Annotated in this window: 18 protein-coding genes; 11 read left to right on the plus strand and 7 right to left on the minus strand. The window is 67.0% G+C overall.

What is annotated here, in order from left to right:
- Positions 1 to 7: 7 nt before the first annotated feature.
- Together WCE59_RS11250 and WCE59_RS11255 are read left to right on the plus strand one after the other, a co-directional pair.
- A complete protein-coding gene (locus WCE59_RS11250) occupies positions 8 to 925 on the plus strand; it encodes a phosphate/phosphite/phosphonate ABC transporter substrate-binding protein (protein ID WP_449284151.1) in 918 nt (305 codons plus the stop codon).
- Positions 922 to 3,036, plus strand: a complete 2,115-nt coding sequence (locus WCE59_RS11255; protein ID WP_343258870.1) for a putative bifunctional diguanylate cyclase/phosphodiesterase — start codon at positions 922 to 924, stop codon at positions 3,034 to 3,036. Before WCE59_RS11250 ends, WCE59_RS11255 begins: the two co-directional genes overlap by 4 nt.
- 10 nt (positions 3,037 to 3,046) lie before the next feature.
- Here WCE59_RS11255 and WCE59_RS11260 read toward each other — a convergent pair whose 3' ends face one another.
- Positions 3,047 to 3,709, minus strand: a complete 663-nt coding sequence (locus tag WCE59_RS11260; protein ID WP_343258871.1) for an exopolysaccharide biosynthesis protein — start codon at positions 3,707 to 3,709, stop codon at positions 3,047 to 3,049.
- Positions 3,699 to 5,030, minus strand: coding sequence for a hemolysin family protein (locus tag WCE59_RS11265; protein WP_343258872.1), 1,332 nt, complete (start codon positions 5,028 to 5,030; stop codon positions 3,699 to 3,701). The genes WCE59_RS11260 and WCE59_RS11265 overlap by 11 nt, the downstream gene beginning before the upstream one ends.
- A 300-nt stretch (positions 5,031 to 5,330) precedes the next feature.
- On the opposite strand from WCE59_RS11265, the gene WCE59_RS11270 reads away from it, so the two are divergent.
- The 3 genes from WCE59_RS11270 to WCE59_RS11280 all read left to right on the plus strand — a co-directional run bounded on the left by WCE59_RS11270 (position 5,331) and on the right by WCE59_RS11280 (position 7,837).
- A complete protein-coding gene (locus WCE59_RS11270; RefSeq protein WP_343258873.1) occupies positions 5,331 to 5,957 on the plus strand; it encodes a DUF47 domain-containing protein in 627 nt (208 codons plus the stop codon).
- Between the two features lie 12 nt (positions 5,958 to 5,969).
- Positions 5,970 to 7,097: an inorganic phosphate transporter gene (locus WCE59_RS11275; RefSeq protein WP_343258874.1), complete on the plus strand. Its 1,128-nt coding sequence runs from the start codon at positions 5,970 to 5,972 to the stop codon at positions 7,095 to 7,097.
- Between the two features lie 86 nt (positions 7,098 to 7,183).
- The gene (locus WCE59_RS11280; RefSeq protein WP_343258875.1) at positions 7,184 to 7,837 is read left to right on the plus strand and encodes a rhomboid family intramembrane serine protease; all 654 of its coding nucleotides are present in this window, start codon (positions 7,184 to 7,186) and stop codon (positions 7,835 to 7,837) included.
- 39 nt (positions 7,838 to 7,876) lie between these two features.
- Here WCE59_RS11280 and WCE59_RS11285 read toward each other — a convergent pair whose 3' ends face one another.
- The gene (locus WCE59_RS11285) at positions 7,877 to 9,895 is read right to left on the minus strand and encodes a M13 family metallopeptidase (RefSeq protein ID WP_343258876.1); all 2,019 of its coding nucleotides are present in this window, start codon (positions 9,893 to 9,895) and stop codon (positions 7,877 to 7,879) included.
- Between the two features lie 399 nt (positions 9,896 to 10,294).
- On the opposite strand from WCE59_RS11285, the gene WCE59_RS11290 reads away from it, so the two are divergent.
- On the plus strand, positions 10,295 to 11,626 hold the full coding sequence (locus WCE59_RS11290) for a DEAD/DEAH box helicase (RefSeq protein WP_343258877.1): 1,332 nt from the start codon (positions 10,295 to 10,297) through the stop codon (positions 11,624 to 11,626).
- A gap of 88 nt (positions 11,627 to 11,714) precedes the next feature.
- Here WCE59_RS11290 and WCE59_RS11295 read toward each other — a convergent pair whose 3' ends face one another.
- Positions 11,715 to 13,751 carry a bifunctional serine/threonine-protein kinase/formylglycine-generating enzyme family protein gene (locus WCE59_RS11295; protein ID WP_343258878.1) on the minus strand — a complete coding sequence of 679 codons (2,037 nt, stop codon included), beginning with the start codon at positions 13,749 to 13,751 and terminating at the stop codon, positions 11,715 to 11,717.
- Positions 13,752 to 13,868: 117 nt separating this feature from the next.
- Between WCE59_RS11295 and WCE59_RS11300 the strand changes: the two genes are divergently transcribed.
- Positions 13,869 to 15,215, plus strand: a complete 1,347-nt coding sequence (locus tag WCE59_RS11300; RefSeq protein WP_343258879.1) for a hypothetical protein — start codon at positions 13,869 to 13,871, stop codon at positions 15,213 to 15,215.
- 7 nt (positions 15,216 to 15,222) lie between these two features.
- On the opposite strand, the gene WCE59_RS11305 is transcribed toward WCE59_RS11300, so the two are convergent.
- Positions 15,223 to 15,672 carry a DUF4442 domain-containing protein gene (locus tag WCE59_RS11305; RefSeq protein WP_343258880.1) on the minus strand — a complete coding sequence of 150 codons (450 nt, stop codon included), beginning with the start codon at positions 15,670 to 15,672 and terminating at the stop codon, positions 15,223 to 15,225.
- Positions 15,673 to 15,679: 7 nt separating this feature from the next.
- Positions 15,680 to 16,576 (minus strand): thioredoxin, encoded by an 897-nt coding sequence (trxA, locus tag WCE59_RS11310; RefSeq protein WP_343258881.1) that lies wholly within the window; start codon positions 16,574 to 16,576, stop codon positions 15,680 to 15,682.
- A gap of 133 nt (positions 16,577 to 16,709) precedes the next feature.
- Between trxA and WCE59_RS11315 the strand changes: the two genes are divergently transcribed.
- From WCE59_RS11315 to WCE59_RS11325, 3 genes are read left to right on the plus strand one after another with little or no spacing between them, the layout of a single operon-like run.
- Positions 16,710 to 17,327 carry a hypothetical protein gene (locus WCE59_RS11315; protein WP_343258882.1) on the plus strand — a complete coding sequence of 206 codons (618 nt, stop codon included), beginning with the start codon at positions 16,710 to 16,712 and terminating at the stop codon, positions 17,325 to 17,327.
- On the plus strand, positions 17,324 to 17,542 hold the full coding sequence (locus WCE59_RS11320; RefSeq protein WP_449284152.1) for a helix-turn-helix transcriptional regulator: 219 nt from the start codon (positions 17,324 to 17,326) through the stop codon (positions 17,540 to 17,542). The genes WCE59_RS11315 and WCE59_RS11320 overlap by 4 nt, the downstream gene beginning before the upstream one ends.
- A complete protein-coding gene (locus WCE59_RS11325) occupies positions 17,539 to 18,132 on the plus strand; it encodes a DUF998 domain-containing protein (RefSeq protein ID WP_343258883.1) in 594 nt (197 codons plus the stop codon). The genes WCE59_RS11320 and WCE59_RS11325 overlap by 4 nt, the downstream gene beginning before the upstream one ends.
- Positions 18,133 to 18,218: 86 nt before the next feature.
- Here the strand turns inward: WCE59_RS11325 and WCE59_RS11330 are convergent, their stop codons facing one another.
- Positions 18,219 to 18,470, minus strand: coding sequence for a SemiSWEET transporter (locus WCE59_RS11330; protein WP_343258884.1), 252 nt, complete (start codon positions 18,468 to 18,470; stop codon positions 18,219 to 18,221).
- Positions 18,471 to 18,651: 181 nt separating this feature from the next.
- Between WCE59_RS11330 and leuS the strand changes: the two genes are divergently transcribed.
- Positions 18,652 to 21,417 (plus strand): leucine--tRNA ligase, encoded by a 2,766-nt coding sequence (leuS, locus tag WCE59_RS13800; protein ID WP_449284153.1) that lies wholly within the window; start codon positions 18,652 to 18,654, stop codon positions 21,415 to 21,417.
- Positions 21,418 to 21,498: the final 81 nt, after the last annotated feature.

The following is a 21,498-nucleotide window of genomic DNA, read 5'->3' on the forward strand; positions in this document are numbered from 1 at the left end:
GAACGCCGTGACCCGCAGCCTGCTTTTCCTCCTGTCGGGTGTCTTCGCCGCGCTGCTGGCCGCATCACCCGTCGCCGCCGAGGGCGATGACGTGCTGGTGCTGGGGCGGATCAGCGATGACCCGGCCAGCCACTACGCCCAGCTCCAGCCGCTGCTGGACTACGTGGTGCCGCGGATGGCCGACGTCGGAATCCGCGAGGGCCGGATCCTGATGGCGCGTGACGCCCAGCAGATGCTCAGCTACCTGCGCCGTGGCCGGGTGGACTGGGTCACCGAAACCGCCGCCGCCGCGATGCTGCTGGAGCACAGGGCCGGCGCCGAACCGCTGCTGTTGACCGAGCGCAGCGGCGTCAGCCGCTACCGCACCGTGTTTTTCGTACGTCGGGACAGCGGGATCCAGACCCTCGAAGCGCTGCGCGGCCGCAGTGTCGCCTTCCAGAACCGCTCGTCCACCAGCGCCTACTTCGTCCCCGTCACCGAACTGCTCGCGCGTGATCTTCCGATGGAGATCCTGCTTTCCCCAGTCGATCAACCTGACCCGGAGTCGGTGGGTTACCTGTTCGCCGGATCGGAATCAAACATCGCCACCTGGGTGCACAAGCGGCTGGTGGACGCGGGCGCAATGAGCGACCTGGACTGGAACAACACCCGCGCCATGCCGCCTTCCTACCGTCGTGACCTGGTGCTGATCCACGAGACCCCGGACTTCCCGCGGGCGCTGGAAATTACCCGCGCCGGCATGGATCCGAAGGTGCGCGAACGACTGCGCAGCGTGTTGGAACAAGCGGCTGATGATCCGCAGGCTGCAGAGGCATTGCAGCACTTCTTCGGCACCACGCGCTTCCTGCCGATTGATGGGGAGGCCGCGCACCAGCTGCAGTATCTGCGCACCGCGGTACTGCGGGTCAGCGACGAGATCGAATGAAGATGCGTTACGGCCTGCAAGCCAGAGTGCTCACCGCGATGCTGGCGGCCCTGCTGATCACGTTGACGGTGATGGCCCTGGTGCTGCAGCGCCAGGATGCAATGCGCGAGGACATGCTGGACGGCGCCCGCGATGCCATGAATACGCTGGTGCACGGCAGGTTGCAGGCCAACGTACAGGCCAGTGTGGACCGGTTGGCCGGCGACCTGGTGAATCCGCTCTACTACTTCGATCTGGAGGCAATCGGCAAAACCATTGCCAGCGTGCACCGGCAGGCAGACGTTGAATACGTGGTGGTGTATTCAACAACGGGCGAGGTGGTGCACGACGGCTCGCGTGAAATCACCACGTTCGGCCGGGAAGTGGATGAGGCCCTGGCGTCGGGCGCGATCGGCGCTGAGGAAAACCAGGCGCTGGGCGCTGGCCGCGGCTTCGAGGTATCTGCGCCGATCACCATCGGCGACCAGAGCCTGGGCGGGGTCCGGGTGGGCTATTCGCTCGACTCTGTGCGCCAGGACGCACGCCAGGCGACCGGTGGCCTGCGTGCCGGCCTGGAGGAGATCGCCAGCCGCCACGGCATAGCGATCGCGGCGCTGCTTTCATTGCTGGTGGTGTTGGCGGCGGTCATGGTGCTGCTGGCCCAGCGCACCCTGGTGCGCCCGGTGCGCCAGCTGGCCGAGGCCGCACGTGAGATCGAATCGGGCAACTTCACGGTCAGCGTCCCGGACAGTCGCCGTCACGACGAGGTGGGCGAGCTGATGCGCGGCTTCCGCCGCATGAGTGAAAGCATCGCGCGCCACGACCGCGATATCCGCCGGATGGCCTATACCGACGCCCTGACCGGGTTGCACAACCGGGTGGCGTTCCGGGAAATCCTGGACCAGCGTGTCGAGGCGAACGGCGTTGGCGGCCACATGGCCCTGCTGTTTGCCGATATCGACAACTTCAAGCGGGTCAACGACACCCTGGGCCACGATGCCGGGGACGAAGTGCTGGTGCAGTTTGCAGAGCGCATCCGCGACGTGGTCGAGCGATATGCCCCTTCGGCGGTGGTGGCCAGGTTTGGCGGGGATGAATTCGTGGTGCTGTTGCCGGTTCCGGACGGTGCGGATGTGCATGAGGTGGCCGGGCAGCTGGGCGGCATCCTGGTCGAGGAGCTGGGCCGGCCGCTGATGGTGGCAGAGCGGCCGGTGTTCCTGGGGCTGTCGATCGGCGTCACGCTGTTCCCCGACGATGCGTCCAGTGCGGCGCTGCTGATGAAAAACGGCGATATCGCCATGTACCAGGCCAAGGTGGCGGGCAAAAACTGCCATCGCTTCTACAGCCGGGCCATGGACCAGGCGGTGGAGCGCCGGGTCCGCATGGAACAGGACCTGCGCGGGGCCTGGGAGCGGGGCGAGCTGAGCGTGGTGTACCAGCCGCTGTTCAACATGGCCGACAACCGCCTGGTGGGCGCCGAAGCGCTGCTGCGCTGGCGGCACCCGACCCAGGGCATGGTGGCGCCATCGGTGTTCATCGACGTGGCCGAACAGAGCGGGTTGATCGAGAGCCTGGGCGTGGCGGTGCTGACGACCGCGTGCAAGGAGGCCGCGGGCTGGCAGGAGCGCGCCGGGCCGGATGGCATGTTCGTCTCGGTCAACGTGTCTCCGCGCCAGCTGCGCAGTGGCGATCTGGCCCAGCAGGTGGAGGACGTACTGAGCCAGACCTCCCTGCCGGCGACGCGCCTGCATCTGGAGCTGACCGAGACCGCGGTGCTGGGCGATGAATTGCGCACGGACCGGCCGCTGGCCCGTCTGCGCGCGGCGGGGGTGCGGATCTGGCTGGACGATTTCGGTACCGGGTTCTCCGGGCTTAGCCACCTGCGGCGCATTCCGATCGATGGGGTGAAGATCGACCGCAGCTTCATCGCTGACGTGTTGCGCGATCCGGACGACCTGGCCCTCACCACCGCGATCATCGCCATGGCCCGCTCGCTGGGCATGACCGTGGTGGCCGAAGGGGTGGAGCGGGAAGGGCAGTACGAGCTGCTGCGTGAGCGCGGCTGCGACCTGGCCCAGGGCTACTGGTTGGGCCACCCGGTCAGCGGCGAAGAGCTGCGGTTGCTGATCTAACCCTGCTGATCTAGCCCGCGCCCTGGAGCAGCGGCGTCAGCCACTGGGCCACTGCGGCAGCCAGAGCGCCGCTGGCCACGCCGAACACCGCGATCGCAATCAGCCCGGCGGCCCAGCACAGCAGCATCAGCGCGCCGTCGCGCTCAAGCAGGGCCAGCGCAAAGGCCAACAGCAGCACGCCGAACAGGTAATTGGTGAACGGGATCGGCAGCGCCAGCAGGATGCCCAGCAGCACCACCAGCAGGCCGGTGAACGAGGCCGCCAGGCGCGAGTCGAGCACGCCCGCCATGCGCGGGCGGATGCGGCGCTCGATGCGCGCCAGCAGCGGTGAAATCCGCCGCTCGAACCCGATCAGGGTGTGCCGGTACGGGCCGCGGCGTTTCAGGAAGCGGGGCAGCCACGGCCGCCGGAAACCCAGCAGCAGCTGCGCGCCCACGATCACGGTGAGCGGGCCGCTGATGGCCCCGGCCAGGCCCGGGACCGGGATGAAAGCGGGGATCGCCGCGATGACCAGCAGCATGCCGAAGACCCGTTTGCCCAGTCCGGCCAGCAGGTCATCAAGGCGCAGCGGCTCGTCGGGATCACCTACGGTGTAGGCGGCCAGCAGGGCCCGCACGCCGGCCTCGCGGCGTTGCTTGCTGCTAGTGCCGGGACCGCTGGCGTCAGTCGTCATCGCCGGACGCAGGTTCGGGCAGCTTCTGCAGCAGCAGCTTGTCCACGCGCGGGCCGTCCAGATCGACCACTTCTATTCGCCAGCCGCCCCATTCGAACCATTCGCCGGTATTGGGGATGCGGCCGAAGTGGGCGATCACCATGCCCGCGGCGGTGTGGTAATCGTGGTCGGACTCGTCGGGCAGGCGCGTGCCCAGCAGTTCGCGCATGGTGTCGTTGGTCACGCCGCCATCCACCAGCATTGAACCGTCGTCGCGGGTGATCACCAGCGGGGTCGCGCCCTCACCCTCGCCGCTGCGGGTGCGTCCGATCACCGCCTCCAGCAGATCATTGACCGTGATCAGACCGGAGATGTCGCCGTATTCATCCACCACCAGGGCCAGCGACTGCTTTTCCTCGCGGAATATTTCCAGCAGCTTCAGCGCCGGGGTGGATTCGGACACGAACAGGGCCGTGCGCAGCTGGGTGAACAGGTCGAATCCGCCCGGATTGAGCCGGTCCAGCAGCGACTTCACCTCGAGCACCCCGATCACCTCCGCATCGGAATCGCGATAGACCGGATAGCGCGAGAACGGCGTGGCCCGCATGCAGGCCATGTTCTCCTCGAAACTCTCGGTGTCATCCAGCCACACGATCCGGGTGCGCGGCGTCATCAGGCTCTCGGCGCTGCGGTCACCCAGCTGCAGCACCCGGTTCATCATGTTGCGTTCGTCGTCGTCGATGACGCCCTGCTCATGGCTTTCACTGACCAGCAGCAGGATCTCCTCTTCGCTCACCTTGGCCGCTTCGGTGTCGGACAGCCGCAGCAGGCGCAGCGCCGCATGCACGCTGGAACTGAGCAGCCACACGGCCGGTTTGGCGACCCGCGAAATGGCGTTCATGGGCAGCGCGATCAGCGAAGCGATGCGCTCCGGTGCCAGCAGCGCCAGGCGCTTGGGCAGCAGCTCGCCGAAAATGATGGTCAGGTAGGTGATCAGGCTCACCGCCAGCAGCAGGCCGGTGGTGTCGGCCCAGCTGGTCTCCATGAACGGCACCGTGGCCGCCAGCTGCGGCGCTGCCTGGAGCAGCTGCTCGCTGATCGACTGGCCGATGGCGCGGCCACCGAACATGCCGGTCAGGATGCCGATCAGGGTGATTCCCACCTGGACCGTGGACAGGAAGCGCTCGGGCTCGTTGGCCAGCTCCAGCGCCTTGCGGGCGGAGCGGCTGTCACCGGCGCGCTGCCTGAGCCGCGATTTTCGCGACGTGACCACCGACATTTCCGACAGCGCGAAGAACGCGTTGCAGGCGATCAGGACCAGAACGATCAGGAATTCCAGCATCAGGAGAAGTCCCGTGCCGGGGTGGGGTGGGACGGGGCGGGCAGGCCGGCAGCGCGGAAGGCGGTGCGGCAGGGCGGTAAGGGAATGTCGTCCATGGGTTCTTCAGCGCAACAGCGCGGAGCAGGATGATACCAGCCAGCATGTGTTGGCGACCCACTTTGAGCCATGGTGCCGGCCGGGGTCCGGGCGAGGCCCCGGGGCACATGGAGTGTGACAACTAGGCGAAAGTGTCTTGCAACCGTCATAATCCGCTCCCGTAGACGCCGGGCATCCGCCGCTGGCATTTGAAAAGGTCTCCAGATGTTTTCCCTGCAAACCATCTTCGGCCGGGGCAACCGGTTCTATTCCCTGCTTGAGGACGCGGCCGTGTCCGCCCAGGATGCCGCCCAGGCCCTGCACCTCATGCTGCGGGAAGCCGATCGCCAGCCTGCGCTGGACGCATTCCGCCTGGCGCGTACGCGCACCCGCGAAACCTCCAATCTCATCAGCCAGGAGCTGGTGGACAGCTTCATCACGCCGATGGAGCGCGAGGACATCGAGGCGTTGGGCTCGGCGCTGTACCGCATTCCCAAGCAGATCGAGAAATTTGCCGATCGCTACGCGCTGGCCGTGCAGAACCTGGAGCACATCGATTTCGCCCCGCGCGCGGCCATGCTCGAACAGGCCGCCGGCGTGGTGGTGCAGATGGTCCGCCTGCTGCCGAAGATGAAGCTGGAGCCGATGAAGGCGCTCAACGACGAGCTGCGTTCGATCGAGAACGAGGCCGACCGGCTGATGCTCGAGCTCTACGGCGACATCTATTCGGGCAAGCTCGACCCGCTGCACATGTTCCTGCTCAAGGAGTTCTTTGAAATCCTTGAAAAGGCCATCGACCGCTGCCGCGAAGCCGGCGTGGTCGCCTACGACATCGTGCTCAAGAACTCGTAAGGGACCGTCAGGATGCTCAGCCTTGTCCTGGTCGTGGTCCTGACCGCGCTGGTGTTCGAATACATCAACGGGTTCCACGATACCGCCAACTCGATCGCCACCGTGGTGGCGACCAAGGTGCTCTCGCCGATGCAGGCGGTGGGCCTGGCGGCATCCATGAACCTGCTTGGCGCGCTGGCCGGTACCGCGGTGGCGCAGACCATCGCGTCGGGCCTGATCGACGCCGGCGTGGTGGAGGTCGGATCGCAGCTGATTCTGTGCGCGCTGATGGGCGGCATCATCTGGAACCTGATCACCTGGTGGTTCGGACTGCCTTCCTCGTCCTCGCATGCGCTGATCGGTGGCCTGATTGGTGCGGCGCTGGCAGCGGCGGAAATGAATTTCGACGTGGTGATCTGGTCCGAGCCGGCCGAGCCGGTGTGGCGCAGCGCAGGCGTGCTGTGGAAAGTGGTGGTGCCGATGGTGGGCTCGCCCGTGCTCGGCTTCGCCTCGGGCTTCCTGATGATGGGAGTGCTGTTTTTCATCATTGCCATGCTGGCGCGTGCGGGCGGCGTGTTTGCGCGCATGGTGCGCCCGCGCTGGGTCAATGCATTCTTCGGCAAGAGCCAGATCGTGTCCGCGGCCGGCATGGGCTTTGCCCACGGCATGAACGACGCGCAGAAGACCATGGGCATCGTGGCCTTGACCCTGGTCAGCGCGGAGGCAACCGGCGCGCTGGACAACCTGCCGGCCCTGCTGGGCTTCCTGCATCCATCCGAGGAAGCCCTCACCGAGGGCGGCATCGACCTGTGGATCAAGATCACCTGCGCAGTGGTGATGGCGGCGGGGACGGCTGCCGGTGGCTGGCGGATCATCAAGACCCTGGGCCACAAGCTGGTCAAGCTGCACCCCATCCACGGTTTTGCTGCTGAAACCAGCGCCGCTTCGGTGATTCTTGGCGCTTCGGCGCTGGGTATTCCGGTGTCGACCACCCACAACATTTCCTCGGCGATCATGGGCGTGGGCACGGCCAAGCGCCTGAACGCGATCAAGTGGGGCGTGGTCAACAAAATGGTCTGGGCCTGGATCCTCACTATCCCGATGTCGGCCGGCATGGCCTACGGAATGTTCCGCGCCCTGCAGGCGCTGGGTTGGGCGTAAGCGCGGACTGTGCTTGCGCGCGCCATCACAGGCGCCGACAGCCCCGGGCCAGGCGGTTATGATGGCCAGTCATCTCAGGAGTGCGGATGTTTTCCAACCTTCCCCCCGTCACCAGGGCCCTGCTGGTCATCAACGTGGTTGTGTTCCTGCTGCAGGCACTGATCGGGAATCAGCTGTTTTTACCGTTCATGCTCTGGCCACTGGGTGGCAGTGATGCCGGCGGCCTGCCGTTCCTGCCCTGGCAGCTGGTGAGCTATGGCTTCCTGCATGCCGGGCTGTTCCACCTGTTGTTCAACATGGTGGTGTTGTTCATGTTCGGCGCGCCGCTGGAACACACCTGGGGGCCGCGCCGGTTCCTGACCTATTTCCTGGTCTGCGTGGTGGGTGCCGGGCTGTGCCAGCTGGTGGTCGTCTCGTGGTCACTGGCACAGGGCGGGCCGCCGTACCCCACCCTCGGTGCTTCGGGCGGCGTGTTCGGGGTGCTGCTGGCCTTCGGCATGCTGTTTCCGAACCAGCGGGTGATGCTGATGATCCCGCCGATCCCGATGAAGGCACGCACGCTGGTGATCGCGCTGGGCGTGATCGAGCTGGTCGCCGGCATCAGCGGCACGCGTTCGGGCGTGGCCCATTTCGCGCACCTGGGCGGCATGCTGTTCGGCTGGCTGCTGATCCAGCAGTGGCGCGGCCGGCCGCCTTTCAGCAGGCGACCGGGCGGCGGCGGCAACGTACGCCGGTTCTGAGACATCGCCGGGCCGTGGGCCCGGCTCTGTCCTCAACGGTCAGCGCCAGATGCTGACCTGTTCCTCTTCGGCGCGCTGCATCGGCGTGCCGGGTTTGCATTCGAACGCTTCACCGAAGGCCGGCAGGTTGGCCAGCGGGCCATTGGTGCGCCACTGGCCGGGCGTCTGCAGCTGATTGGCTGCGGATACGGCCGCTGCATCCGGCGAGACCTGCTGGCGCCAGAGGCCGGCCCAGCTGCGGAAGAACTCCTGCGGGACTTCGCTGGAAGGCCTGTCGTCAGACGCCTGGTAGGCCGCCCACGCCAGTTCCAGTCCGGCCAGATCCGCGGCGTTGGCGTCGCGGTTGCGGGTGCCGTCCCCCATGGCATCGGGCGCGCCCGGGAACACATAGGTGTGGTACTGGGTGGCCAGGCCGTGGGTGCGCTCGGTCCAGGCGGTCTGGTCGGCCTGCGTCCACCAGTCGCGCACGTTGCCGTCGGCATCCACGTTGCGGCCGAGGATATCGATGCTGCGGCCCAGCTCATGGCCCACCAGCGCGCCGAAGCTGCCGTAGTGGCTGGCCGGATCGGCGGCCATGTCCAGCACCGGTGGCTGCAGCACGGCGGCCGACACGATCAGCCGGTTCTGGGCCAGGTCATAGCCAAGGGCGGGCTGCTGCGGCAGGACATCCCAGCGCTGTGACACATTGGCCTGGCCGATCCGACGCATCTCCTGGGCGTGGCGCCAGGTGGAGGCGATCAGCATGTTGGCGCCGAAGCTGTCGCGGCCCATCGGCTGCACGCTGAAATCAAGGTCCTGGACCGGCGCACCAATTTCGATGCGCAGACCCTGCAGCTTGCGGGCGGCCTCGGCCCGGGTGGTGGGGTCCATCCAGGCGTTGTCCTGCAGGGCCGCGGAAAGGGCATCGCGCACCTGGCCGGCGATCCGCTCGGCGCGGGTGCGGGTGATGTCGGGCAGGTGGCGGGCAACGTACTCGCGGGCAAGCATGGGGCCGGCGGCCTGGTTGATCGCGGCGAGCACCTGGTCAGGGCGCGCGGCCGGAGCGGTTTCACCGCGCAGCACCCTGCCATGGAACGCAAACTCCGCATCGCGGAATGCCTGCGACAGGTACGGCGCCATCGCGTTGCCCACGTGGAAGCGCAGGTACGACTGCCACTGCGAGGCCGGGGCATTGGCCACCAGGTGATCCAGCAGTCCGAACAGCTCCGGATTGGCCAGCGACACCTGTTCGCTCTCGACACCCTGTTCGCTGAGGAACTGGTCCAGCCGCAGCTGGCGGAACTGCCTGCGCAGCCCGGCCGTGGGGACCAGCGCATGGTTGTTGCGCGGGTCACGCATCTCCGCGCCGCGCCAGTGGCCGGCCAGCTGCGTTTCCAGATCCAGCACCGCTTCGACCTGCGTATCCAGGGCGTCTTCGGGCACCCCGGTCAGCGCCAGGATGCTGCGCACGTACTGGCGGTAGCGCTCCATCAGCGCGCCGGTTTCCTCGTCATCCCGGCTGTAGAACTCCGCGCCCGGCAGGCCCAGGCCGCCCTGGGTGAAGTAGCCGATGTGGCGGTCGAGGTCGGCCAGGTCCACGTCGGCGTTGAACCCGAACGCCACCGGGATACCCACCTGGTGCAGGGCCGTGATGGTCGGTGCAATGTCACGGGCACGACGGATGCCATCGATACGGGCGAGCAGCGGAGCGATGGGCGCGGAGCCGTCGGTCTCCACGGCGGCCTCGTCCAGGCCGCTGGCCCAGAAGTTGCCCAGCAATTGCTGGATCTCGTTTTGCGGCGCATTCATGGCCTGGTCCAGCAGCTGCCGCTGCTGGCGCGCAGCCAGGTCGCGCAGCTCCTGCAGAGCCGATGCCGAAGCAATGCCGGGGCCGGGCAGGGCGTTCGCTTCCAGCCAGTCCTTGTTGCTGAAGGAATAGAAGTCGGTGCAGGCGGTCGGTGCAGCGGGCGCAGCGGCGCGGCGCTGTGCGCTGACGTCCGCTGCCAGCCCGGCGAACAGGATCGTGGCAAGTGCGAGGGCGGTCGGACGCAGGAAAGCGCGGGAAGGGTCGAACGACATGTGCTGGCTCCTTTGGGGCGGACCCGGTGGGCCGGGCCGCAGCAGCGCGGGAGTTTAGCAAGCACGCGGGCAACCGGTCCGGCCTTCCGTCGCATGAACGGGGCGACGGCAAATGCGCGCCAGTCCGCGTTTTGACGTAAACTCGCCCTGTTCTGCAAAACGGCTGCCCCCTGCTTTCAAGCAGTGACGATCCTGGTATGCCCGCCTCGGCTCCGGCCCGGCTTCTTATCCCGCACGTCCTTTTCGTCGCGCAGACACGGCCCGGAACCTCCGGCAGCCGTCACAAATTTGCCTGCAGCGCGGTATTGGATAGCTCCGGGCAAGCCAAAGATCAGACCGGTCAACGGTGCGCAGCTGCGTACCGCTTCGGCGCGATCGCTTTCTCGGAGTAATACAACAATGACGTTTGAAACCCTCGGCCTGTCGCCGGCACTGCTGCGCGCGCTGAATGAAACCGGCTACAACATTCCCACCCCGATCCAGGCCCAGTCGATCCCGGGCGCACTGGAAGGTCGTGACATCCTCGGTGCGGCCCAGACCGGTACCGGCAAGACCGCCGCCTTTGGCCTGCCGCTGCTGCAGCGCCTGGCCAAGGAAACCCCGCCCAAGGGTCCGCGCAAGCCGCGCGCCCTGGTGCTGGTGCCCACGCGTGAGCTGGCGGTGCAGGTTGCCGACAGCATCAAGGCCTACGGCCGTCACCTGCGCCTCAACGTCACCATGATCTTTGGTGGCGTTGGCATGCAGCCGCAGATCGACAACCTGCGCCGCGGCGTTGACGTGCTGGTCGCCTGCCCGGGCCGCCTGCTCGACCATCTCGATTCCGGCCACGTGAAGCTGGATGCCATCGAAGTACTGGTGCTGGACGAAGCCGACCGCATGCTCGACATGGGCTTTTTGCCCTCGATCAAGCGGGTGCTCTCGCGCGTGCCCAAGCAGCGTCAGACGATGCTGTTCTCGGCCACGTTCGAGTCGCGCATCCGGTCTTTGGCCATGGAGCTGCTGGACCGTCCGGTTGAAGTGCAGGTGGCGACGCAGAACACGATTGCCGACACCATCGTGCATCGCGTGCATCCGGTTGATTCGAGCCGCAAGCGCGATCTGCTGATCGATATCCTTGCCAAGCGTCACACCGACCGGGTGCTTGTATTCGGGCGCACCAAGCACGGCTGCAACCGCCTGGCCGAACAGCTTGGCGAGGCCGGCCTGCCGGCAGTGGCGATCCACGGCAACAAGAGCCAGGCGCAGCGGCAGAAGGCGCTGGACGCGTTCAAGGCCGGTCGCGCACGGATCCTGGTGGCAACCGACGTGGCCGCCCGCGGCCTGGATATTCCCGACCTGCCGCTGGTGATCAACCACGATCTGCCGATGGTGGCCGAAGACTACGTGCACCGGATCGGCCGCACCGGCCGCAACGGTGCCCAGGGTGAGGCCCTGTCACTGGTGGCTCCGGAGGAAGGTGGCCTGCTGCGCGACATCCAGCGCCTGCTCAAGACCGATATCGCCCTGGAAACCGTGGCCGGATTCGAGCCCAGCCATCCGCTGCGCATGGATGCCAGGCCCGCCCAGGGCCGTGGTGGTGGACGCGGTGCCGGTCAGCGGCCCGACGGACAGCGCCCGGCGCGCAAGCCGGCGGCCCGTGGACACGGCAAGCCGCAGCAGCGCGGTGCGGCCCCGCATGCGGGGCCCAAGCAGCACCGCGGCGGTGGCGGACGGACGCGCCGCACCGCCTGACGGCGAATGCTGAAGTAGTCAACATGACGGGCGCAGATTGCGCCCGTCATGCTTTCCGGGGTCCGGTTCCAGTCCCCGGCGGGGGGCTTCAGGGTTCGCGCACCAGGCGGAAGCCCACGTCGTCGTAGCCGCGTTCGGTCGAGCGCATGGCGGCTCTGTTGCGGCGCCAGCTTTCGCCGGCCACCGCACGGGTCTGGCAATCGCCATTGCAGTCCAGCAGCCATTCCGCCACCGGCTGGGAGCCAGCGGTGACGGGCAGCGCGCTGGCTTCACTGGCAGTGGGCAGGCGGTAGCGGGCACCGTTCTGCTGGCCCAGCCAGCGTGCGTAGGCGTCGGCATCATCCCAGGACACGCAGACCACGGCATCACTGCCGGATTGTTCGAAACCGGGTGAAGTCCAGTCACGCGGCGAGAGCATCCGCAGCAGCGAGGCGCGCTCGCGGCACAGGGCCGGCTCGCGTCCGGTGGCTTCGGCAAAGCGGGTGTACTCGTTGCGGCTGATGTGCAGCCGGGTCAGCGCGTATGCGTCGTCGCCGCCACGCTGCACGGTCATCCGGGCCGGATCACCGGGCACCACCTGGCCAACCGCGGGGATGGCCCGGACCAGTCCGGCCAGGCGCTCACGGGAAGCGGTGTCCAACCCGATCCCCGCCACTGTCTCGAGGTTGCGCTGTGCCGCTTCGCGGTCGAACTGTCGCGCGGCTTCCTGCACGCGCGCCTCGATTGCCGTGGCGAGAGTGCGCCGTGTCGCTTCCAATTCCGCTTCGGCGGCGGGGGCCACCAGCTCGCCGATCCGGCTGGCCTTTTCCAGCGCGGCGACGGTGCCGGAGGTGTCGCCGGCCTGCAGCCTGCGTGCGCCTTCCTGTCCCAACGCGCCGACCAGTGTCGCCGCCGTCGGGGCGAGTTCTAGATGCTCGGTGTCCTCTGCGATGGCTTCAATCAGCGTGTCGTATGCGTTGTCACCGGCCGGGGTGGTCAACCGGCGGGCCTGGATCTGACGCTTGGCGTCGGCGATGAGGTGTCCGGCCCGCGACTGGGGCGCAGCTGCTTCGCTGAGCGGGGTCCCGTCTTCCGAAGCCGAAGCCTCCTGCGGTGCACGGGTGTTTGCGGGTGCTTCCGCGCCAGCACGGAAGAAGCGCTCTGCGGGCGTATCTGGAGCGTTGCCGAAGCGCTGCAGGCCAAGCCCCAGCAGCGCGGCCAGCACCAGGCCGCCGATGATCCAGGCGGAGCTGGGCATGCGCCGGGGCCTGGCAGCGGAGCGCAGCCAGGCGCCTGGCGCGAAGCGCCGCGGACGGCCAGGCATGGGCACCTGTTCGATCGCCTGCAGCATGTCGTTGGCGTCGTGGAAACGCTTGAGCGGGTACTTGGCCAGCGCCCGGTCCATGAAGCGCTGCCAGTGGCGCAGGTGCGGCGGCAGGCGAGGGATCGGATCGCGCGCGTGCATCACGGCCATCGCCAGCGCGTCCTGTGCCTGGTAGGGCAGTTCGCCGGCCAGCATCTCCCAGGCCAGCACGCCCACGCTGTAGAGGTCGGCACGCGGATCGACTTCTTCGCCACGCGCCTGCTCCGGTGCCATGTAGGCGGTGCTGCCCACGGCCAGGCCGGCGCTGGTGACGCGGCTGCCGTAGCCCCGGCGCAGGGCAATGCCGAAGTCCGCCAGCAACGGACCGCCGGCATCGTCAAACAGGACGTTTTCCGCCTTGACGTCACGGTGGATCACTCCGCGGCCGTGGGCATAGGCCAGGGCCGAGAGCAGGCCGCGCAGGACCTCGCGTGCACCAGCCTCGTCGTTGCTGAAGTCGCGCTGTCCCAGGTGGCCGTTGGCCAGGTAGGGCATGGAGTAATACGGCAGCCCGTCGGTGGTCCGGCCGATGTGGAAGATGCCGACAATGTGCGAATGATCCAGCCGGCCAACGGTGCGGATCTCGTTCTCGAACCGGCGCCGGCTCACTTCATCGGCCAGCGCATCCGGGCGCATCACCTTCAGCGCCACCTGGCGGCCGAGTGACTCCTGCTCGGCCAGAAAGATGATTGAGGTGAGGCCTTCGGCCAGCACGCGCAGCAGCCGGTAGCCGACGATCTCCGGCATGGATGCACTGTTCGGTGGCGATGGCTGAATCGTCATCACATTCCCCCCTGGAACTGCCAGCAAGCATACGGCGCCCGGTTCGCGCCGTGGTGTGAAATGGCCTACGGTTACGGGATTCAATCGGCCGGGCGCGGCCGTCAGGGAGGGCAGGGGATGCGTCGTTGGCTGGTGCGGATCGGGATTGCGCTGTTGGCATTGGGGGTGGTTCTGGCCGCGCTGTGGGGATTCTCGCGGTTACGCGGGCCTTCGGCGGAACAGCGTGCGGCGCTGGCGCTGTTCGAGCAGATCCCCGAGCCCATCGGCCGCAATGCCTGGCCGCTGGCGTGGCTGCTGCAGTGGGATGTGCCGTTTGCAGAACTCGAGCGGGTGGCGGCGGAGGATGTGGCACGGTTTGACACGTTGCCGGCGGTCGGTGGTTCCCGGAGCGTTGCGGCCGAGCGCTATCGCGATCTGGCACTGTTGCTCGCCGATGAGCCCGCTTCATGCGAGCTGCGTGAAAGCGGCTGCCTGGCCCACGTGCGCAGCGATCGTCAGGCTCACGCCGAGCGTCTGTCTGCGGCGGGTCCGCTTGTGGATCGGGTGGAGGCTCTGGTGGATTACGACTACGCATACACCTTGGCCCCTCCGACGGTGAATACGCCGTACCCATCCCTGCAGTGGCTCGGCCTGCCGATGACGCGCCACGCATTGTGGTTTGTCGACGGAGAGCATGACCGGGCGCTGGCCGGAAGCTGTCGGGCCATTGCCGGCTATCGCAGGTTGGCCACCAACAGCAATTCGCTGCTGGTTTCCATGGTCGGCGTGGGGGCGATTGAAGGTCAGGCAGCTTTACTGGCCGAAATGCTGGCTGAACTGCCGGCGGGTCACGACCTTCCGTCCGAATGCGGGGAGGCGCTCGCGTCCTTGCAGCCGCATGAGCTGGGCACCTGCCAGGCCATGCGTGGTGAATGGCAGCTGGGCGCATCGGCCATCGCCGGGATGCAGACCGATCTGTCGACCGCGGAGCGCTTGCAGACGGCCCTGATATACGACCAGGAAGCGAGCGATGCCATGCGAGCCAGCTACCTGGCCTGGCCCTGCAGCGAAGAAGCCGCGAACCTGCGCGAGCAGGGAGTGCCCATAGAAGTGCCTGGGGTCCCAACGGGGCTGGGACGGGTTGAATGCTGGGCCAATCTGGCGGGCTGCATCCTGTTCGAGATTGCCGCGCCGGCATATGTAGCCTACGAATCCCGGGCGCAGGACGCCGCCGCCCGCATCCGGCTGCTGCAGGCGCTGGTGTGGATGCGTGGGCAGGTGACAGATGGCGACACGCGGGATACCCGCGCGCTGCTGGCAGCAAGCCCGCAGCTGCCGCGGGGAGGGTCGCGCCGTATCGAAGTGAATGAGGGCGGGACGGGTTTGCGCATGTCGCTGTTCAACCAGCAGCGCGACACGCACTGGGCGATCCCGCTGCCGCCGCAGCTGCACGTGCCGGTGGCGACAGCCGGCGGCGGGCACTGAAGGGTCGTCAGCGCCCCGGCTTGCGCCGGGCGTAGACCTGTTTGCGCACGCGCGCGACCACTTCGCCTTCGGCGTCGAGCACTTTGGTTTCAAACCAGTGCAGATACTTGGCGCCGCCAGCGGTGGCCACGCGGATGGTGTCCAGCGTGGCCTCGTCCAGTTCAAAGCTGGCGTGCACGGTGCCGCGGCCGGGCTTGAGGAATTCGATTTCGCCGGCCTGGTCCCAGACGTAGTGGTCGCGGCCGAGGGATTCCTTGACCAGCATCATCCAGAACGGATCGGTCATGGAAAACAGGCTTCCACCGAAGTGGGTGCCGACGTAATTGCGGTTCCACGGCCGCATGCGCAGCTCCACCCGGGCGCTGCGCCAGTCGTCCGCGATCGCCGCCACGTGGATGCCGGAGAACAGGAATGGTGGCCACAGGTTCATGCCGTGGCGCAGGGTGGACGGCTTCATGGCTGGGTCAGAACAGCAGCGAGGACATCTTCCTGCGGTAGCGACCCACCACGGCGGGATCCTCGACGATCTGGAACGCGTCGATCAATGCCTTGCGCGGCAGCCCGTCCTGGTAATCACGGTCGCGCTGGAGCATCTCGATGAACTGCTCCAAGCCCGCTTCGGCATCGCCGCCGACAATCAGGTGCACGCCCAGCAGGTGCCGCGCGCGCAGGTCGGAAGGATCCGCCGCAATGGCCGCTTCCAGCTCGGCGGGCGCCGGTGCGTCGGCCAGCAGGGCGGCGAATTCAAGTCGCGCGCGCGCAGCGACCGTGCGGTCGTCGGTGGCCAGGTTGGCCGGGAGTCCGTCGAGCAGCTTGCGGGCTTCATCGGTGGCACCGGTGCGCAGCAGGGCCAGGGCCAGGTCGAGCTTGTGTTCGTCAACGTCGGGCTCGGCTTCCACCTGGGCCTGCAGGCGGGCTACTTCGGCGTGCGGATCGACCGGTTTGGCCGGAGTGGCAGCGGCGGAATCGTCATCCGGATTCTCAAAACCTTCCAGTGCAGGCGCGGCCGGCTCGATACCGTTGCGCTTGAGGAATTCGCGCACCTCGCCCTCGCTGATGGCGCTGGCGAATCCATCCACCGGCTGGCCGTTGGCCAGCAGGAACACGGTGGGGATGGAGCGGATCTGGAACGCGGCGGCCAGCTGCTGCTCGGCTTCCACGTCCACCTTGGCCAGTTCGAAAGCGCCGTTGTATTCGCCGGCCACCTTTTCAAGGATCGGTCCGAGCGTCTTGCACGGGCCGCACCATTCGGCCCAGAAATCGATCAGGACCGGGACCTGGGTGGATTTCTGCAGGACGTCGGTTTCGAAATTGGCGGCGGTGGCGTCGAAGACGTGGGAGGAAGAGGACGGCTGGTTCATTCGAAGTTTCCTGATGCGATGACGCAAGCATGGTGGCGGCGGTTCACGAATCCAAGCCGATGTAAAAAGAACTTGACATGCCGGCGCGGCAAAGTAAAAGATACTTTACGTTTAGTCCGGTTGAGGTGACATCATGATGATCCAACGTTGGCACGGGGGAGGGTTGCTTGCGGTCGCAGGGTTCGGCCTGTGGCTGCTGCTGGGCAGCGGGCGCGTGTTTGGCGCCGATGTCGGCGGACTGGGCGTGGCCCTGCTGATCGGCGTGACCGCGGTATCGATGCGTGCGGTGTCGCGGATGCCGACGGGAGAGTTCGAGCGCGCTGTGTCACCGGGCGAATGGAAGGCCTGGATCGGCCTGGCTTTCATGCTGGTGGCGACCGCCTATCTGGCCACGAATCTGAAGCTGATGGACGGCAGCTCCATGGCGGCGGCGTCGGCGGTGGCGCGCAAGCTGGTGCTGCTGCTGGTGGCCTGGATCGTGCTGTCGAAGCTGATGGCTTCGCGCTGGAAGGATCAGGTGCAGGAGGATGAACGCGACCGCCAGATCGAAGTGCGTGCCGCCGCCTGGAGCCGAGGGACGCTGGTGGTTGGCGTGGTCGCCCTGGCAGTATTGCTCGGGTTTTCGCCGCCCGATCGGCTGCAGTGGGCCAGCCACTTCATGATCGGCAACCTGCTGGTATTTGCCCTGGTGTGCAGTTGGCTGGTGGAGTGCGGGGCGACGGCGGCAATGTATTGGCGGGACCGGCATTGAGCGGCACGCCGATCGCCAACGACATCCGCCGGTTGCGCTTCGAGCACGGCGAAATGACCCAGCAGGCGCTGGCCGATGCCTGCGGGGTCACCAGGCAGACGATCATCGCGCTGGAGGCGGAGCGCTACGCGCCCTCGCTGGAGCTGGCGTTCCGCATCGCGCATGTGTTCGGGGTGGGTGTGGAGCAGGTATTTCGCTGGGAGGGAAAGCGATGAGCCGATGGACGATGAGTCAATGGATGAACGTGGCCGCCTGGTGTGCGGCGCTGTGCTGCATCGCGGCTGTGGTGTTGGGCGGGATGGCGCTGGAGGGCTATTCGCACGCGCTGTACCCGCTGGCCCTGCCCGGCGCTCGCGGGGTGCCCGCGGCGCTGGCGTTCAATCTGGTGGGGTTTGTGATGCCTGGCCTGCTTGCCGCGATGGTGGCGCATGGGCTGTATCGGCGGCTTCCCGTGCGGGCCGGCTGGCTGGCGCGCATTGGTGCGCGAATGCTGCTGCTGTCGGCGCTGGCCTTTGCCGCTCAGGGCCTGTTGCCGCTGGATCCGATGAACCTCGACGCTCGTGCCAGCGGGCTGCATGCGAGCGCGTGGATGATCTGGTGGATCGCGTTTGCCGCCGGCGCGCCGCTGTTGGCCGTGGGCATGCGGGAGGTGCGTGCAATTACCAGCGCGGCGGTGATTGTGCTGCTGGCGATGATGTTCATCCCGGCAGCGGTGCTGGAACCCCCCATCGCCCAGCGCATCGCTCTCGCAACGTGGCTTTTGTGGCTGGCTCTCACGCCGTGGCTCGCCACCCGCAACCAGTAGGAGCGCGCCATGCGCGCGAAGCCGCGTGAACCGGAATACCGGCACATCGCGGCCATGTTGAGGGCCGGCGGGTCTACGGGGGACCTTCACCCGTGTCGCAGCTTCATCACCAGGATTGTTCCGGCCAGGACGAAGGTGGTGATGTTGGCGAGGATCATCGGCCAGGAGCCGAGCGCGACACCATAGGCGAACCAGAAGCCGATGCCGATGGTGAAAATCACATACATGCCCAGCGAGATGCCGCTGGTGTCGCGGCTGCGGATGGTTTTCACCGCCTGCGGAACAAATGCGATGGAGGTCAGCACCGCGGCGGCGTAGCCGAACCATTCGATGCTCATGGCGCGTCCGCGTGTCTGGACCCCGTGGTGTCGGCGATCAGCAGTCTGTGCATGTTTTTCCCCGGTCAGAAGCCTGCCATTAGAAGCACCGCCCGTCAGTACGGCAAGCCGGCCGGCCCGATGGCGGGACTTTGTGCGCTGCGGTAGGCTTTCCAGTCCCCTCGCACAGTTGCCCATGCCCGTGTCCGAATCCGCTTCCTCCTCCACCGATCAGGCCGGCGATCAGGCCAGCTACCAGCCCGCCAGGGTTGAATCCGACGCCCAGCGTTTCTGGGATGACACCCGCGCCTTCCAGGTGACCGAGGATCCGGACAAGCCATCGTTCTTCTGCCTGTCCATGCTGCCGTACCCCTCCGGTGCGCTGCACATGGGCCACGTGCGCAACTACACCATCGGCGATGTGATCAGCCGCTACCAGCGGATGACCGGCAAAAATGTGCTGCAGCCGATGGGCTGGGATGCGTTCGGGCTGCCGGCCGAGAACGCCGCGATCCAGAACCGCACCGCGCCGGCCAAGTGGACCTACGCCAACATCGCCCACATGCGCCAGCAGCTCAAGGCGCTGGGCTATGCGATCGACTGGAGCCGCGAGTTCGCCACCTGTTCGCCGGATTATTACGTGCACGAGCAGCGCATGTTCGTGCGCCTGATGAAAAAGGGCATGGCGTACCGCAAGAACGCGGTGGTGAACTGGGATCCGGTGGACCAGACCGTGCTGGCCAACGAGCAGGTGATCGATGGCAGGGGCTGGCGCTCGGGTGCCACGGTGGAAAAGCGCGAGATCCCGCAGTGGTTCCTGAAGATCACCGACTACGCACAGGAACTGCTGGACGGGCTGGATACGCTGGATGGCTGGCCGGAGTCGGTCAAGACCATGCAGCGCAACTGGATCGGCCGCAGTGAGGGCCTGGAATTCGGCTTCCGCGTCGATGGCGAGGATGAGCTGCTGCGGGTGTACACCACCCGTCCGGACACGCTGATGGGCGTGACCTTCATTTCCATTGCCGCCGAGCATCCGCTGGCGCAGAAGGCCGCGCAGGACAATGCCGAGCTGGCCGCCTTCATCGAGGAACTGCGCAAGGGCGGAGTGTCCGAGGCCGATCTGGAAGGGCAGGAAAAGCGCGGCATGGCCTCCGGGCAGTGGGCGATCCACCCGGTGACCGGCGAGGACGTGCCGATCTACGTGGCCAACTTCGTGCTGATGGGCTACGGCACCGGCGCGGTGATGGCGGTGCCGGCCCACGACCAGCGCGATTGGGAATTTGCCAAGCAGTACGGCCTGCCGGTTCGGCCGGTGGTGGTGCCGCCTGCTGTGCGCGACGCGCTGGATGAGCTGGTGCGGGACGTGGCGGCGGATGTGGACCCGTTCCAGGCGGCGCTGTCCGGCACCACGGTTGACGCATACGACACCTCGGCCGCAGTGGCGGTGGTGCGTGAATATCTGGAGCACATCGAACAGCAGGGTGCCTACGTCGAGCAGGGCCACCTGATCAACTCGGCCGAGTACAACGGCATGGATTTCGATGCCGCATTCGACGCGCTGGCCAAGCGCTTCCAGGACGAGGGCATCGGCCAGCGCAAGGTCAACTTCCGCCTGCGCGACTGGGGCGTGAGCCGCCAGCGCTACTGGGGCTGCCCGATCCCGGTGATCTACTGCGACGACTGTGGTGCGGTGGCGGTGCCGGAGGATCAGCTGCCGGTAGTGCTGCCCGAAGACGTGGAAGACGCCTTCGCCTGCGGCACCGTGCAGTCGCCGATCAAGGCCGACCCGGAATGGCGTAAAACCACCTGCCCGCAGTGCGGGGCCGCGGCCGAGCGCGAAACCGACACCTTCGACACCTTCATGGAGTCCAGCTGGTACTACGCCCGCTACACCTCGCCCGGAGCGGACGACATGGTGGACGGCCGTGCCAACTACTGGACCCCGGTGGACCAGTACATCGGCGGGGTGGAGCACGCGATCCTGCACCTGCTGTATTTCCGCTTCTTCCACAAGCTGCTGCGCGATCAGGGGCTGGTGAGCAGCGACGAGCCGGTCAAGCGCCTGCTCACCCAGGGCATGGTGATCGCCGATACCTATTTCCGCGAGAACCAGGACGGCTCGAAGAGCTGGTTCAACCCGGCCGAGGTCGAAGTCACCCGCGACGATAAGGGCAAGGTCACCGGCGCCAGGCTGAAGGCCGATGGCCGTCCGGTGGGCATCGGCGGGATCGAGAAGATGTCCAAGTCGAAGAACAACGGCGTGGATCCGCAGGCCATGATCGATCGCTACGGCGCCGATACCGTGCGCCTGTTTTCCATGTTCGCTTCGCCGCCGGAATTGTCGCTGGAATGGAACGAGGCCGGGGTGGAAGGCATGGCCCGCTTCCTTCGGCGGCTGTGGGCGCAGGTGCACAAGCATGCCGATGAGGGTCCCGCGCCGGTGCTCGACAAGGGCGCATTGGATGATGCCGGCCGCGCCCTGCGCCGCCAGCTGCACCAGGTGATCCAGAAGGTCGGTGACGACTACGGCCGGCGCTACAGCTTCAACACCGCCATCGCCTCGGTGATGGAGCTGCTCAACAGCGTGGCCCGGTACGACGACCGATCCGCCAACGGGCGGGCCCTGCGCCATGAGGTGTTCAGCGCCATGGTGCTGCTGCTCAATCCGATCACCCCGCACACCAGCCACCGCCTGTGGCAGCTGCTGGGCCATGCGGAAACGCTGCTGGAAGACGTGCCGTTTCCCAACGTCGACCCCGATGCGCTGACCAGTGAGACGGCGACCCTGGCGGTGCAGGTCAACGGCAAGCTGCGCGGCACCATCGAAGTGGCGGCCGATGCGGACCGCGATGCCATCCAGGCCCAGGCCATGGCCGAACCCGCCGTGGCCCGTTTTCTGGAAGACAAGCAGGTGCGCAAGGTGATCGTGGTGCCGGGACGGATCGTCAATATCGTGGCCGGCTGAAGCGTAGCCGGCTGAACACCGGCCCCACCGGCGGCGGGCCCCTGCGTGCACCCGCCGCCGGATTGGTAATCTTGCCGCCTG

It is taken from the genome of Luteimonas qiangzhengi, from assembly GCF_039548515.1.
GTDB lineage: Bacteria > Pseudomonadota > Gammaproteobacteria > Xanthomonadales > Xanthomonadaceae > Luteimonas.

Excerpts from the sequence above, each read along its gene's own strand:
- WCE59_RS11255 (WP_343258870.1), top strand. The coding sequence starts at position 922 with ATGAAGATGCGTTACGGCCTGCAAGCCAGAGTGCTCACCGCGATGCTG.
- WCE59_RS11260 (WP_343258871.1), bottom strand. The coding sequence starts at position 3,709 with ATGACGACTGACGCCAGCGGTCCCGGCACTAGCAGCAAGCAACGCCGC.
- WCE59_RS11265 (WP_343258872.1), bottom strand. The coding sequence starts at position 5,030 with ATGCTGGAATTCCTGATCGTTCTGGTCCTGATCGCCTGCAACGCGTTC.
- WCE59_RS11270 (WP_343258873.1), top strand. The coding sequence starts at position 5,331 with ATGTTTTCCCTGCAAACCATCTTCGGCCGGGGCAACCGGTTCTATTCC.
- WCE59_RS11275 (WP_343258874.1), top strand. The coding sequence starts at position 5,970 with ATGCTCAGCCTTGTCCTGGTCGTGGTCCTGACCGCGCTGGTGTTCGAA.
- WCE59_RS11280 (WP_343258875.1), top strand. The coding sequence starts at position 7,184 with ATGTTTTCCAACCTTCCCCCCGTCACCAGGGCCCTGCTGGTCATCAAC.
- WCE59_RS11285 (WP_343258876.1), bottom strand. The coding sequence starts at position 9,895 with ATGTCGTTCGACCCTTCCCGCGCTTTCCTGCGTCCGACCGCCCTCGCA.
- WCE59_RS11290 (WP_343258877.1), top strand. The coding sequence starts at position 10,295 with ATGACGTTTGAAACCCTCGGCCTGTCGCCGGCACTGCTGCGCGCGCTG.
- WCE59_RS11295 (WP_343258878.1), bottom strand. The coding sequence starts at position 13,751 with ATGACGATTCAGCCATCGCCACCGAACAGTGCATCCATGCCGGAGATC.
- WCE59_RS11300 (WP_343258879.1), top strand. The coding sequence starts at position 13,869 with ATGCGTCGTTGGCTGGTGCGGATCGGGATTGCGCTGTTGGCATTGGGG.
- WCE59_RS11305 (WP_343258880.1), bottom strand. The coding sequence starts at position 15,672 with ATGAAGCCGTCCACCCTGCGCCACGGCATGAACCTGTGGCCACCATTC.
- trxA (WP_343258881.1), bottom strand. The coding sequence starts at position 16,576 with ATGAACCAGCCGTCCTCTTCCTCCCACGTCTTCGACGCCACCGCCGCC.
- WCE59_RS11315 (WP_343258882.1), top strand. The coding sequence starts at position 16,710 with ATGATGATCCAACGTTGGCACGGGGGAGGGTTGCTTGCGGTCGCAGGG.
- WCE59_RS11325 (WP_343258883.1), top strand. The coding sequence starts at position 17,539 with ATGAGCCGATGGACGATGAGTCAATGGATGAACGTGGCCGCCTGGTGT.
- WCE59_RS11330 (WP_343258884.1), bottom strand. The coding sequence starts at position 18,470 with ATGAGCATCGAATGGTTCGGCTACGCCGCCGCGGTGCTGACCTCCATC.